This is a genomic window from Pleomorphomonas sp. JP5, assembly GCF_023721815.1.
Lineage (GTDB): Bacteria > Pseudomonadota > Alphaproteobacteria > Rhizobiales > Pleomorphomonadaceae > Pleomorphomonas.
Window position 1 is genome coordinate 281,223 of the sequence record NZ_JAMDLI010000001.1, and the last position, 12,914, is coordinate 294,136.

The window sequence follows — 12,914 nt, forward strand, 5'->3', positions numbered from 1 at the left end:
AAGCCCCTCGGTCGTTAAGGGTCAACCGCCCTCGGCGACGCGGCCGAAGTCGCCATAGATGAATGCCTCGGGGCGATACATCGCGAGCGCGAGACGTTCCTCGGCGAGGATCGTGATCTTGTTCCTGGTGAAATCGTCGTTTTCGAAGCCGGCCTCGATCGCCGCCGACCACTGATCGAACACCTGCGCACCCATCTGGAAGGCGCCCGTCAGGAACTTGTCCTGTGCGATCGCCTGCGTGGTCACTACCGGCAGGTTCCACAGCGTCGGCGACGTCGTGCCCTGCGGATTGCCGATGATGTAGCGCCCCTGTGCGTCCTTCAGCGTCTCGATCACAGCCCAATCGCTCGGGTTCAGTATGTGACCAGTCGCAGGATACTCGGCGAGTACAGCCTGAAGCATCGCGAGGCGAAGCATGTCGATCGACGTCATACCGGCGACGGTGACCGGGGGGGTGAAAGCCGTTGCCTGAGGAATGATACCGTGAAGGTTCTGGCCGGCACCGTCGCCGTTGAGCAACTGGTTTTCCTCCTCAAGGCCGAGGCCATAGAGAAGACGCGAGTCGATGAGCGACCGAAGCTGCGAGACGTCCGAAAGCGCCTGCTTGGACGCCTTCATGAAGTGGGCAATAACCTTGGTCGAGGTCTGCTTGTCGATGAGCTGAATGTCCGACTGCGGCTTCTTGGCGCCTTCGGCGGCAGGTGCGGCGTTGTTAGTGAAGCCGACCTCCTGCACATACTCGATCAGCGGGCCATCGGTACGGCCCGGCGAAAGCAGATTGCGCACGGTGAGACGTCGGCGCGGCTGTTCGATGATGCCAGGCAGACGGTTTGGCGCGATGGCGCCGCCGACCGAACCAGCCGCGTTTGTGTCCGAGGTAGTGATATCCGCCTTGACCCGCAGCGACGCCTTGCCGGAACGGGGGCTGTTGGCGACGAACGACTTGTATTCCTCACTCTCGACGAACTGCTCGCCGAGCGACTTCACCTCGTGCCCGTCGCCGCCAGGATTGCGGGCGAGCTTCTGTTCGAGCGTGGACACCTGCTCGCCGAGGGCGTTCATCTTCACAAGGGCTTCGTCGACGGTCTCCTTGACCTTTTCAGAAACGCCACCGGCACTCTTGGACTCATGAAGCGCCTTCTCGGCAATCTCCTTGACCTTGTCGATGGCCTTCTGATGGTCGGCCTTGATCTCGGCGGCGAGGTCGGACACCGATTTCGTGCCGCCACCTTCACCACCCTCGCCCGGAGGCGCGAGGCAGATTCGGGGACCGCGAAGAGCGTTGGTCATCGACATAATGGTAGCGATGCCGCCGACGGCGCCGGCAGTCTTGGAGAGGGCATGCATGTAAGTTTCTCCTGAGGGGTCAGTGCGTCCGGAGGGCTTCCAGGAACGCCAGTGCCGTGGTGTCAGGATCCCCCTGACCGTGCTTCAGGTTGACGCGCACGGCGCGCTCAGCCTGTGAATTGGAAAGGCCGAAAGGCCCCGCCTTCAGAAGGGCTTCCCATTCGCGCAACGACAGCCGGTCCCCGGCCATCAGCTTTTGGATGAGAGGCAGCGCCGCCGCCTTCACCGATTGGATCTTCGCCGGCTCGCAGGCCTGGAAGGTCACGATGCTGATCTCGAAGAGGTCGAGCTTCTTCAGCATCAGAACGTTCTGTTTGTCGGGGTGCGGTGCCGCCTCGATCGTCCGATAGCCGATTGACAAGCCGTCGAGCACGCCCGCTTTGACAAGCTCGTAAGCTTCCTTGGCGTCGGTCACCTTGTCCTTGAGCAAGCGCCCCTTGCAGTAGAGCCCCTTGTTGTCCTCGGCGAGATCTTCCCAAAGGCCGATCGGACGGCGCGGATCGTGCTGGTAGAGCATCTTGATCTTGCGCCCCTTCCGGCGCGCTTCGACCAGGGAGTCGACAAAGGCGCCGGGCTGCACCACCTCGCCATAGCTGTCGACGGCACCGAACACCGAGCCGTAGCCCTCGATCACACCGTCATCGCCGACCGCCTTCAGCTCCAGTGGAATGGCGCTCGACTTTGTCTCGAACTCCGCTATGGCGGTCTTCATGGCATCTTCTCCAATGAGGCGGGCTGTTGCTTTCCGGCGTCGGTGATCGGCACGTTCTGCATCTGCATGCGAGGCACGTCGCCGCCCGGAACCGGCGGAAGGTTCTCCAGGGCGCGGACCTCGTTGATGGTCATCCAGCCGTTGTTGAGAGCCGAGGCGTAGAAGCTTGAGCGCGCCGCGCTGTCGCCCCGAAGAAGGCCCTCCAGGTTGAACTCAACGACGATGCCGCGCGTCCGGTCTTCCTGCGTGAGCAGTTGCTTGCCGATCGCCTGTTCGATCCGCTTGAGGCGCCGCCGAAGCGCATAGCGCTGAAAGCCGATCGACTGTTGTTCAAGGCCGGTGCCCCAACTCGTCGATTTCGACGTGTGGCCGATCATGTGCGGCGGCACGCCGAAGAAGCGGCAAACCTCCTCGACCGAGAAGCCGCGCGACTCCAGCATTTGCGCGTCATCGGGGCTGATCGACAGCGAGGCCCACTTCCAACCGCCTTCGAGGATCAGCGGCCGGCCGGCGTTCATGGCGCCGACGTACTTCTCGGTCAGTCTGGTCTCGGCGATCTCCCGTTGTTCCTTGGTCAGGAACTTGTCGAAGGCGATCACGCCGGAAGGACGCATTCCATTCCGGAACGTGGTCCCGGCCGCCCGATCGATCGCCGAAGCCAGGCTGAAGGCGTTACGGCCGACCGACAGCGTCGAGAGGCCACCGAGCGGGGTTCCGCCGAAACCGCGCACGTGGAAGACGTCGCGGTCGCTCATGTTGTAGCTGTGGCCGTCTTCGCTCCAGCGGTACCAGATCGAGCCGTCCCGCTCGCGACGCGGCGCCACGGGCGCATAGATCGGCGTCAAGGCGATGATCTTGGCGCCGCTTCGCTCGATCCTCGCATGGAAGTTGCCGCGTAGCTCGATCGCCGCGCAGGCAAACTCCCAGAATTCGAGCGAGGTCTGGTCATAGTTCGGGCTGTCGTGGATCAGCCGATAGAGCGGGTGATCGCTTGCAACATCCCGACCGCCGCCGGAAGGCCGATAGACCATCAACGGCAGCGAGGCGATGGTGCCGGCCAGAAGGTTGACGCAGGCGAAGGCCGCCGAGATCGCCAGCACGCTCGACTCGTTGACCGGCTCGCCGGCATAGCCGTCCGCGCCCCGATTGCGCCAGTGCTCGGGGTCTTCCAGAGACAGCGGTCGGCCCGCCGCCCTTCCGAGCAGCGTCATGGTCTTGCGAAGAAGGTTCATGTCAGGCCGCCAGAGAGTTGAGATAGTCGTCGAGGCTGCCGCCGGCCGCCTGCGGGTTCTTGGACATCAGCGCGACGGCGTCATAGACCGCCATCAACGGATCGATCTTCGCCGTCCCGGCCGCCTGCTTGGTCACGATCAGAGCATTCCCGCGAACCTCGGTTTTGGCGTTGCCCACGGCGTAGGTCATGAGTCCCTGATTTGCCGGAATGAGAGTGCCATCAGCAAGCTTGCGTTCGGTCGTCTTCACCGCGCCCTGAAGCTGGTAACCCTGACTGACACCAACGACGCGTGCTTCATCGGTTGAGTCCGTCTCGGCCGAGGTGGAAATCCCCTTTTCCCCCAGTGCATCGACGATGGCGCCTACGCCGGCCGGATCGAGACCGACCATGGCCAGTTTACCTGTATGGTCTAGCCGTTCGGCGAGCTCGACCAACTCGTCCAGATCCCGCCCCAACTCCTCGACGATCGTCAGCTCTCCAGCCGCCTCGAAGTCGCGGAACTTCTCCGCCTCGCTTTTGCGGCGCTCCAACACTGAGGTATGCGCCCACGAATGGCCCCACGAGTACCATATGCGCGGGTCAACCCTGTCGCGCCCCACAACGCCGGCTGAAAGAAGGTCGTCGAGACCGCCGCCGTCTATGCCGAGGGTGAGAACGGACGAGCGTTCGATTATCTCATCCAGGGTGAGCGACTGAACCTTCGCTTCCCAGAAGTCGGCGCCGGCCCAGCGATCGGCTCGAAGCGCGATACCGATTTCGATGTTGAGGTGCTGCGAAGCCCAGCGTCGCAACTCCTCTTCGCCCTTCTCCTTGGCGGTCGCGCAATCGGTACGAAGCACATCCAACGTGATCGAACGGCCGAGGTTCGGCGTCACCATGTGCCACAGTTCTGGGTTGAGCCATGGCTTTTTCCGATCGCGCTGGATCGCCTCGGGGAACTCGTAGAGTACCGGCAGGACTTGCGCCGCTTCGCCTTTAACCTTGCCGTCCCGGACATTGCGGGCATGGTTCAGTTCGGCCTTGAATGCGCCTGCCGGCGGCTCGTCCGACTGCGTGGTGATTATCAGGAAGAAGCCCTCAGGACGCGTTGCGATGCCGCCGCGTATCTGCCCGATGACACGCGAAGCGAACGACATCGCCGACATCAGATGGATTTCATCAAGCAGCACCGCGACCGGCTTGGCGCCAGTCATCACCTTCATATCGAACGTCTTGATCTTGAGTACCGAGTGGTTGACCAGGTCGACGATCGTCTTATTGTGTTCCTTGGCCTTGAACCTCGCCTGCAAGTAGCCTTCCGGATCGGCGTCGATCATGCCTGAAGCCTGTTGAAAGGCCGTATCGGCGACCTCCTGCGTCGGCCCAACCAGGATGAACTCGGCTCGCGGACGCTTGTTGAGGATCAAGGCCGTCATCATGATGCCGGCGCCGCCCGTGGTCTTGCTGTTCTTCTTGGGCACCAACGTGAAAACATCACGAACGTGCCTGAAGCCGGCTTCATCCAGCGAACCGAAAATTGCACCGACGATATCGCGGAACCAATCGCCCGCCGCCTCCGCCATAGCCGGCGTATCGATCACATCGGGCAACCGAAGCTTGTTGAATACCGAGATCGCCCGTTCCGCCTCGTCATGATCAAGAGGCAGATCCGGCACTAGCGAACGACCAAGCCGAAGCCTTGTCTCCCAATCCGGACACGAGAAATCCCACAGCATCAGTTTACCAGTTGCCCCCAACTCGAATTTTCGTGCGCAGTCTTGGCGAGACGGTCAGCCTCTTCCTTTTTGCCGAGTGGCTTTGCCTTCGGTGCCTTGCCCTGTGCGGACTTCGGCACACGAGCGTCATGCTTCTCGAAGCGCTTGAAGTATTTATCGATCGCCGAGACGTTTCCGCCTTCGGCTTCCTCCATCAACTTCGTCAGAAGCTTGGCTTCGACCCGGAAGCGGGCTTCAGCTCTCGACTTCAGCTCCCGAAAATAATGTTTACGCAAAGTCGGAGGCGTGATCGAAAGCGCCGCCGAGATCTGCTCGACCGACCAGTCAAAAGCCATTAACTGTATGACAAGTCTGCGCTTTTCGGCGGTCGGCGTATGGACCGGCCGCCCGCGCTTGCCGAACCCCTCGGGGATCGGGTCGCCAAGGAGGTCAAAATCCACTGCCATCGAAAAAAAACCTCCGCGTGAGACCTATGCCGGTTGGGAGGGTAGAGGCCCCTCAGAGTTCGACCCGCCCCCCCCTGTCAGCTCCGACCGCGCCGCTCGCCGAGGTGGTTCTCCTTCAGGCGGTTGTCGCAGCTACGGCAGACGGCTCGGAGGTTTGACAGGTCATCGGCGCCGCCGTTGTGGCGGCTGACGATGTGGTCGGCGATGGTGGCCGTGTGGGTGCAGCCCGGCAAAGCGAGCTGGCAGACGAAGCCATCACGGACAAGGCACTGCTCGCGAAGGTCTCGCCATGCGGACGTGTGATAGTAGGCGTCGGCCGTCTTCAGCGGGATCTTCGCCGATGACGTGTTGAGCCGAGGGGCAATGCCCGTCAGCCTCGTGAGCTTAGCCATGTTGGGTGTGTTCCAAATGAAAAGCCGGACTGGTGAGGACCAATCCGGCTTAGCCGCCCCGAGGCGGAATTCTTCAATGTGCCGAAAACTGCTCAGCTTCCCGCTGGAAGTCAAGACGAACCCGTCTTTGGCCTCAGGGCTTTGGGGATAAACCGATCGCCAATCGCCTCCAGCGCGTCACGAAGACGGCGACCGACAGCCTCTCTAGTCTTAGCATCAGCCTTTCCATTCAAGACTTTAGCGGTATGCCACCCCCTTGCGGCCTCTTCGACTGTTAGCCCTTCGACACACACCGCCATGAGGATCGACCAATCGGGTTGACCAACGTAGGCCGCGATCATCGCAAGCTCAGTCTTCGCACCAAGGATCGAATCGGCCGGGCCGTCAAAGGACTTGGTAGAGGTATCGACCTTGATCACACGGTAATCGATGGCCGTTGCCCCACTCGCGCTTGCTGCCTCGACCAAGGAGACGACATATCCCGATGCCACCACGGCAAGACGGGAAAGACCGCCGCGTTCCGGGGACTTGGCCGCCAGACGACGGACAGTCTCCGAAGCACGAACGAACACTCTATCCGTTTTATCGGTAAACCAAGGACTTGCGACAGATATTTCAACTCTTGCATTAGAAGTCATCGCCCGCCCTCGCGCTGCATTTCCTGAGACTGCCCGACTGCCGCCTCATCAGGAGGCCTCGCCGATGGCATCCAGATCCGGTCTACCGTCGACGGCCGAGGAAGCCTGAAGCCACGATCGGCAAACCACTCCCGCCACGCCACGAACTCGGGAGAAGCGACGAGCACGTAAACGTATCCGGCGGAGGCCGCTTCCCATCGCTGCAACTCGCCCAGAGGCACGGAGACGCCGATCCCTTTTTCCTCCGCCATCTTTGCCATAAACTTGGCTTTCGCGGCGTTGGGGTGCCGGCTTCCATACCGGGCGAACTCGTAGAACCGGCACCACCAATGCCGCTTGAAGGCGCCCATGGGGACAGGCAACACACCGCCAGCCTCAACCTTCGGGACCTGCGTCCAGTGCTTTTCGTTGAGATACGTCGCCGGCCCCATGAGCTTTTGCCGTCCGCTTCGCCGTTGACCGGCGACAACTGCCCGAATGGTGTCGAGATCGCCGGCTATCCGCCTTTCGTCAGCCGTTAGCCGTTTCCAGGCAGCGCGTGCTCCACCGATTTTGTCGAAGCGCTGTTTCTCGTCCGCACCTCTCCACGCCTCAACAAACCGTTCGAAGCCTTCCTCGTCATCTTCGTTCGCGCGCGTCTCTCTCGCCCCTCGGGGGGCTTTGGGGGGAATCGTTGAATCTCCCGTTAAGACTCTCGTTAATGGTGCCGCCCCATGGATCGGCACCCCTGCCGGCTCATGGGTCGGCAGGGGTGCCGGCATACCGGCAGGGGTGCCGACCTGTCGGCAGGGGGTATCCTCATCACTTCCCGACGCGTCGGATGCCGGTTCACAAGCGCCGGCATCGACGTAAAGTTCCACTTCGGCTTCCGGCGTGGCCTGCATGTCGAGACGAACGCGATACCAGCTGGAGGCATCGCCGCCATCGCGCCGTTGATTGTAGTGAATCTCGACGTAGCCCGCATCGACGAGCCGCTTCATGGAAGCCTGCACCGTCGAGCGCGCGCATTTGATCTGGGCGGCAATTTTCACTTGGCTGCGGATTGCCCATCCTCCGTCATCAGTGTGGGAGCCCAGCACACAGAGCACCTGGAGATCCCGCCCTTGAAGCCGCTCGTCGAATGCGGCGCCGCGCGGGATGATCGAATATCGCGGCCCGCTCATGCGGCTTGCCTCCCCGCATCATCTGCGCCATTCACGGCTTCGAGTTCCGCCGCGCGTTCGCGCTCGAATGCCCGCTCCGCTTCTATGAGGTTGCGAAACGGTGCCTTGTAACGACGGACAAGGGATATCGTTGCATAGGCAGCGCCGAGCACGTCGAGACGCCATTGCGCCGTATCCGGTCGCATCAGTCCGCGAGACACCTTGTTCTCAATTCGGTTTGCCTCGGCATCGATCAGTTGCCGAATGGCCGCCGCCTGATCGTCAATCGTCGGCTTAGCCCGCGTGGCAGGCGCATTCGCGGTCATGGCGCATCCTCGTCTATCACTGCCAGGATGAAGGGGTGCGGGGCACGCGGAACGGCCGGGGCTTGCGACCGCACGGGCAGGTGATCCCGCACGGCAGCGATAATTTCGCCGTCCGTAGTACCCGGTGGCAAACCGAGCATGCTCCATAGCGCCGAGCGAAGATTGGTCAGCCGGAACGCCGGCCTGCAATGGAGATCGGTCATGCCGTGCCCCTTTCTGATGGCGGAATAGTTGGATTGAGTGTGTATTCACATACACATTATTATTGACGCCTCGGCGCATTGTGTGTATAAACATACACATCAACAACGGAGGTCGCAGATAGAACGAAGCATCCAAGACATACGCCGCAGGCTCTTTTCGGAGGGCTGGGTGATAGAGCGAGAGGGCGACCACACGATCTTCACCCACCCAGACAAACCCGGAAAAAGAGTCACAGTCCCGAAGGGACGCGGCGACCTCCCGATAGGGACGGTGAGAAGCATCGAGAAACAGGCGGGGTGGCGGTAAGCCGCCCCGCTCATCTGCGACAGAGGCAATGGAGACCGAGGAATGGTCTATTACGGCATCTTGGAAAAGGAACCGGACACGCTCTGGGGCGTGTGGTTTCCCGACGTTCCCGGCTGCGTCACGGCCGGCGAAACAGCCGATGAGGCAACGGAGAAGGCCATCAGCGCACTGAGGGAGCACCTGGAGGGGACGGAACCCCCGTACGCCTCCGAGGCCGAAGCGTTGATGGTCGATCCGGACGTCATCGAGGCACGAGGGCGCGGAGGTATCTTGATCCGCATCCCGTACCTGCCCAACGAGGCGGCAACAGTGCGCGTCAATGTGACGCTGGAGCGCGGCACGTTGGCGGCGATCGACGCGGCGGCAAGCGCACGGGGAATGACCCGTAGTGCTTTCCTCGCCAACGCGGCCCTTGAGAAGGTGCGCGCTAGCGTCTGAGATCACAGGGCGGCGGGACGCACTCATTCCGCCGCCCCCGCGAACATTTCAAACTGCTCACGTTCGTCGTCGAGAGCTTTACAACAGGCGGGATTGAGCCACAGCACTTCCGTTCGCGGCCGGGCACCGTCCGTAAACGCAGCGAGTTCAAGACGACGCCAGTCAGAAAGCGCCCTATCATAAGCCGGGTGAGGGTATCCCGACAAAACTACTTTCCCGGCGAGACCACATAGCGCCTCGAGCAGCGCCGAATGATCATCGCACGTCATTTCATGATTGTAGTGTTTCTCGCGATCCGACAGGTAAGGAGGGTCGACGTAGAACAAAACATCCCGGCGATCGTAAAGTTTCAGAACCTCCAATGCCGGACGCTGCTCTATAATCACGCCGCCGAAGCGCTGTGCAATCAGCGGCAACTCTTCAGGGAGCGCACGTAGGCACCGAATGCGGCTAGCAAACCCATCCGGGTTGATGCGTGTATCGAAGCCGGATTTTCGAAGCGCACCCTTGCTCGATTGCCCCATGAAAGAACGAGCAATGAAACGGCGGGCACGCTCTAGCGGATCGTCTGTCGGCTCATACAGCGTAGAGTATTCAACCCGAGCAAAAGGCGTGAGGCGGAGAAGATCGCCGAGTTCTTTCGGCTGCTCTCGGAGAACACGGAAGAGCGAAACGACGCTATCGTCTAGATCGTTCCATACCTCCGTGGTGGCCGGCTGCTTCTGCAGCAGCACACTTGCCGCGCCACCGTATGGCTCGACATAGACCTTATGCGGCGGGAAATGGCTAATGATCCAAGGGGCGAGGCGCCACTTGCCGCCATGCCAACGGAGAACCGGGCGGGTCGGCGTGTTCATGCCGCCACCTCATAGGGGTACTGGACCTTGAAAAAGCCAAGGCGGCCCTTGCAGGGATGGAAGGGGAGTGGGCAGGCGTTGCGCAGCACGAAGCCGTATCGGCCGAAGAACCACGGGCTATCGGACTGCTCGACGCAATCGACGATCTCGGCAATGCCGACGATGCCGCCCAACTGCGCGTCATCAGAACGGAGCGCGGAGGCTTTGCGGCTGAGAAGCGACGCCATGCCGAGGTGGCTGACTTCATTGAGCGGCGCTATCCGGTCTAGCAGATCCATGCAGGCGCCATAGTCGGCCCAAGATCGTTTCGCGCTGGCATGGATGAAAAAACGCCCGCGAAACTTGGTCCACCAGTTGCGGTTTTCGATGTCCTTGCCAGCGTTGATCATCACCCACGGCCAAGGCTGGCGGATGGACAGAGCAGGCAGCTCGGTCATGACCGGGCCCTCCCCGCCACTTTTTCGGCCACCTCGGCAAGTTGCGCCGCAAGCTCCGCATCAGCCTGGACCTCACCTATTGCAGCCAAGCGCAGTTGTGCCGCCGCCTGCTTGGTCCCTCCAAGAACGGCCGCAAGGCGTGGGCAGGAGATCTTGAAATCATCTACGGCGATGCGGATCGCATGCCGGCGGATCAACCGCTCATCAGGCGAATGAAAGCGGCTGTCGCCCATCTGTAAAGTCGCGCCGACGTTGAGGGCAAAGGCGACCGCATCGCCAATCACCGCAACCAACCGGGCATCGGGTGAGGCAGCTTCTATCGCCACTGACGAACGAGCGGGATTTCCAACCTTTTCAGCACAGCAAGGCGCCGACGATGCTTTAGCGAGGCGCACTCGTCGAGTAGACGGAACCGTATCGCCAGACGCGCCCGCCGACGAACCCGGATCGACACCAGAAACGGGCACACCTTCGCCCCGATGATCTGCCGGAGGTGAATCCCCCCTATCGCGAAGAAGCCCAGCCTCTCGGTCAATCGGGGGAGCGGCCAGAGCGACAACCTTGGGGGTGACGTCCTGATATGGTGTTTCGAGCGCAACATCGCCTCCATCCGCCTCGTTGCCCCAAGCATCCCAGCCCGGCCGGCGGCGACGGGCGTTGAGTTCGATCTTGGGAAGGTTCGGGAAGTAGGCTTCCGCGATTTCATGAACGCGGTCTGGTTTGGCCGAGTGCTCGCCAACGGGGGCCACGAAATAGCTCGGGAACTGTGTGCCCGGCGTTGGTGCCGGCGGATTCCCGCGCTTGCCGACCAAAACGACTTCATGTTCGCCAGAGAACCAATAGGCGGTCCCTCTGGCGTCGCCCGGCCGTTCCTTAATCCAGATGAGGTGCGTGACATACTGGAACCCGTGGTGCTCCATCAGCTCAATGGCGAGCTTCAGAAACGGCGCCGGCACCCATCCAAAATACATGCAATCGTCGGCGGCGAGAGCACCCACGTCGCGCGCCCTGAGCGCTTCCATATCCGAGCATGGGTAATGATTGTCTGGCGAGCGATCGCGGCCTGTCGCCTCGCCATAGACGACATACTTCCATTCGAAATCCGTCAGGATGACGCCGTACTTTTTGTCTGGCAGCGCGCGTTGCTTGCCGCCCAACGCGTGCTCGCGTTCGGTTCGCCTCTCCGCCTTCTCCCGTTGCTTGTCGGCGCGGAGATCCTTGGCGACCTTCGATAGCGCCTTGGGGTCGGCATGCTCGCGCATCAGCCGCACTTGCTCATCCACCGGCAGGCGAGCCAGTTGCGCAGCGGCCGACACGGCGAGATCGCCGCTTTGCACGGCGGCGTTGATGTCGTCGATGCCCTTTTCCCGGACAACGCGCGCGTCCTGCACCGAGCGCTCGGAAACGTGCAGCCGTTCGGCCGCCTCGGCCTGCCGGTAATTCCGCAAATTTGCGGGTTTGTCCGCTTCTTGTCGCCCCGGTCTCAGGCCCGCCAGATTGGCCGCCACCATCGCCCTTTGGGACTCATTGAGGTGGCGCCGATGCAGGTTTTTGGACAGGACGAATTCGAGGGCTTCGGCCTCGGTACCGACAAACCAAGTGAAGAACTCACCCTGTTCTAGGTCCGCCACCGTGAAAGGCTCGCCTTTGTAGGACAGCCCGAGCTTGGCGATTTCGACAAGCCCGCGATACCGATTGCGGCCGTCGAGGATTTCGTCATGCAACAGCACAACCTTTTCCCGCAGGCCATGGGCGGCGATATCGGCGCGCAGCGCGTCGGAATCGGCGGCATCGAGCATCGGGAAGATATCGGCGAAGGGATGCGGTTTGAGCATCAATCCGCCCTCCCCGCCGCGTCCTCTTCGGCGAGCACCACATCGCGGCATTCGGCACAAAGCCAGATCCCGGCCCGGCTTGCGTCGCCGGAATCCATCGCGGCGCCGAGAGAACAGAGGAAACCGAACGGAGCTTCCAGATCTCCGCACCGCGCACACCAATGGACGAACAGCGCCGCTTTGCCGTGCTTCTCGAAGCGGCCAGAGGGTTTCAGCGCTGCAAAGCCGGTTTCCGGCCGAGGCGCCGGGCGCGCAGCTATCGCGGCGGCCTGGAACAGGTCGGTCATCGCCCGCCGCCTTCCACCACATTGACCTTGAAGCCGGCAAGACCTTGCCGGAACTCCCGGACTTTCTGCTCGGTCTTCGCGGCCTTACGGTCCATCACCTCGGCCTCCGACGGAGTTACGCGCCCGTCCTCAAAAGCCTTCTGCACCTCCAGCCCTGTTTCGCTCATGGCGAGATCGGCTTCGGCATGGAGCCTTTGAAGGCTCACGCTGACGGCTGCGCCTCCAGACGCATCGCCAAGGCGCCGGCCGTTGACCTCAGCCATTGCCGAAGTGACCCACGGCACGCCGCATTCAGCCTCAAGGACGAGTGCCGCCATGATCGGGATCACGTCCCCATAGGTAGACAGCGTCCAACGGCTGATCGACGAATCCGAGAACCCGCATATGCGCTCGCAGCGCGTCAGGCCGCCGCAAGCTTTGACCAGATCTCTGGTTGCTCCCTTGATCAGCGAGAGCGCGTCATCGATAGGCGACATGAAAGACCTCCGTTCCCGCTTTTGGAAAAACGGCAATAGTTTCCCGTGGCGGGAAACCGCATGAAATGTTGTGTTGTGGGCGAGCCGGATTGACCGGCGAGGTTGTCAGAGCTTGGGGCGTT

General features: G+C 61.8%; 16 protein-coding genes. 2 read left to right on the top strand and 14 right to left on the bottom strand.

Translation table 11 applies throughout. The annotated features are described in order from the left end of the window. Positions 1 to 21: 21 nt before the first annotated feature. The 9 genes from M4J40_RS01330 to M4J40_RS01370 form a co-directional block, all read right to left on the bottom strand. The gene (locus M4J40_RS01330) at positions 22 to 1,347 is read right to left on the bottom strand and encodes a phage major capsid protein (RefSeq protein ID WP_251751473.1); all 1,326 of its coding nucleotides are present in this window, start codon (positions 1,345 to 1,347) and stop codon (positions 22 to 24) included. Positions 1,348 to 1,366: 19 nt separating this feature from the next. Continuing rightward, entirely contained in the window at positions 1,367 to 2,059 is a 693-nt protein-coding gene (locus M4J40_RS01335; RefSeq protein ID WP_251751474.1) for an HK97 family phage prohead protease, read from the bottom strand. After that, positions 2,056 to 3,291: a phage portal protein gene (locus M4J40_RS01340; RefSeq protein ID WP_251751476.1), complete on the bottom strand. Its 1,236-nt coding sequence runs from the start codon at positions 3,289 to 3,291 to the stop codon at positions 2,056 to 2,058. Before M4J40_RS01340 ends, M4J40_RS01335 begins: the two co-directional genes overlap by 4 nt. A 1-nt stretch (position 3,292) precedes the next feature. Further along, positions 3,293 to 5,008 carry a terminase large subunit domain-containing protein gene (locus tag M4J40_RS01345; RefSeq protein WP_311134045.1) on the bottom strand — a complete coding sequence of 572 codons (1,716 nt, stop codon included), beginning with the start codon at positions 5,006 to 5,008 and terminating at the stop codon, positions 3,293 to 3,295. Further along, positions 5,008 to 5,454, bottom strand: coding sequence for a hypothetical protein (locus M4J40_RS01350; RefSeq protein WP_251751478.1), 447 nt, complete (start codon positions 5,452 to 5,454; stop codon positions 5,008 to 5,010). Before M4J40_RS01350 ends, M4J40_RS01345 begins: the two co-directional genes overlap by 1 nt. Before the next feature lie 77 nt (positions 5,455 to 5,531). Then, positions 5,532 to 5,846, bottom strand: a complete 315-nt coding sequence (locus M4J40_RS01355; protein WP_251751479.1) for an HNH endonuclease — start codon at positions 5,844 to 5,846, stop codon at positions 5,532 to 5,534. Positions 5,847 to 5,956: 110 nt separating this feature from the next. Next, complete coding sequence (locus M4J40_RS01360) at positions 5,957 to 6,484, bottom strand: hypothetical protein (protein WP_251751480.1); 528 nt, start codon at positions 6,482 to 6,484, stop codon at positions 5,957 to 5,959. Further along, positions 6,481 to 7,647 (bottom strand): helix-turn-helix domain-containing protein, encoded by a 1,167-nt coding sequence (locus M4J40_RS01365; protein ID WP_251751481.1) that lies wholly within the window; start codon positions 7,645 to 7,647, stop codon positions 6,481 to 6,483. Before M4J40_RS01365 ends, M4J40_RS01360 begins: the two co-directional genes overlap by 4 nt. Continuing rightward, positions 7,644 to 7,952 (bottom strand): hypothetical protein, encoded by a 309-nt coding sequence (locus tag M4J40_RS01370; protein ID WP_251751482.1) that lies wholly within the window; start codon positions 7,950 to 7,952, stop codon positions 7,644 to 7,646. The genes M4J40_RS01365 and M4J40_RS01370 overlap by 4 nt, the downstream gene beginning before the upstream one ends. Positions 7,953 to 8,237: 285 nt before the next feature. Here M4J40_RS01370 and M4J40_RS01375 point away from each other — a divergent pair, with 285 nt between their 5' ends. After that, positions 8,238 to 8,462, top strand: coding sequence for a type II toxin-antitoxin system HicA family toxin (locus tag M4J40_RS01375; protein ID WP_405030704.1), 225 nt, complete (start codon positions 8,238 to 8,240; stop codon positions 8,460 to 8,462). A 42-nt stretch (positions 8,463 to 8,504) separates the two neighbouring features. Next, entirely contained in the window at positions 8,505 to 8,900 is a 396-nt protein-coding gene (locus M4J40_RS01380; RefSeq protein ID WP_251751483.1) for a type II toxin-antitoxin system HicB family antitoxin, read from the top strand. Between the two features lie 23 nt (positions 8,901 to 8,923). Here M4J40_RS01380 and M4J40_RS01385 read toward each other — a convergent pair whose 3' ends face one another. From M4J40_RS01385 to M4J40_RS01405, 5 genes are read right to left on the bottom strand one after another with little or no spacing between them, the layout of a single operon-like run. Next, a complete protein-coding gene (locus tag M4J40_RS01385; RefSeq protein ID WP_251751484.1) occupies positions 8,924 to 9,757 on the bottom strand; it encodes a DNA adenine methylase in 834 nt (277 codons plus the stop codon). Beyond that, positions 9,754 to 10,194, bottom strand: coding sequence for an ASCH domain-containing protein (locus M4J40_RS01390; RefSeq protein ID WP_251751485.1), 441 nt, complete (start codon positions 10,192 to 10,194; stop codon positions 9,754 to 9,756). Before M4J40_RS01390 ends, M4J40_RS01385 begins: the two co-directional genes overlap by 4 nt. Beyond that, entirely contained in the window at positions 10,191 to 12,029 is a 1,839-nt protein-coding gene (locus M4J40_RS01395; RefSeq protein WP_251751645.1) for an MT-A70 family methyltransferase, read from the bottom strand. Before M4J40_RS01395 ends, M4J40_RS01390 begins: the two co-directional genes overlap by 4 nt. After that, entirely contained in the window at positions 12,029 to 12,316 is a 288-nt protein-coding gene (locus tag M4J40_RS01400) for a hypothetical protein (protein ID WP_251751486.1), read from the bottom strand. Before M4J40_RS01400 ends, M4J40_RS01395 begins: the two co-directional genes overlap by 1 nt. Continuing rightward, positions 12,313 to 12,828 carry a hypothetical protein gene (locus tag M4J40_RS01405; RefSeq protein WP_251751488.1) on the bottom strand — a complete coding sequence of 172 codons (516 nt, stop codon included), beginning with the start codon at positions 12,826 to 12,828 and terminating at the stop codon, positions 12,313 to 12,315. Before M4J40_RS01405 ends, M4J40_RS01400 begins: the two co-directional genes overlap by 4 nt. Positions 12,829 to 12,914: the final 86 nt, after the last annotated feature.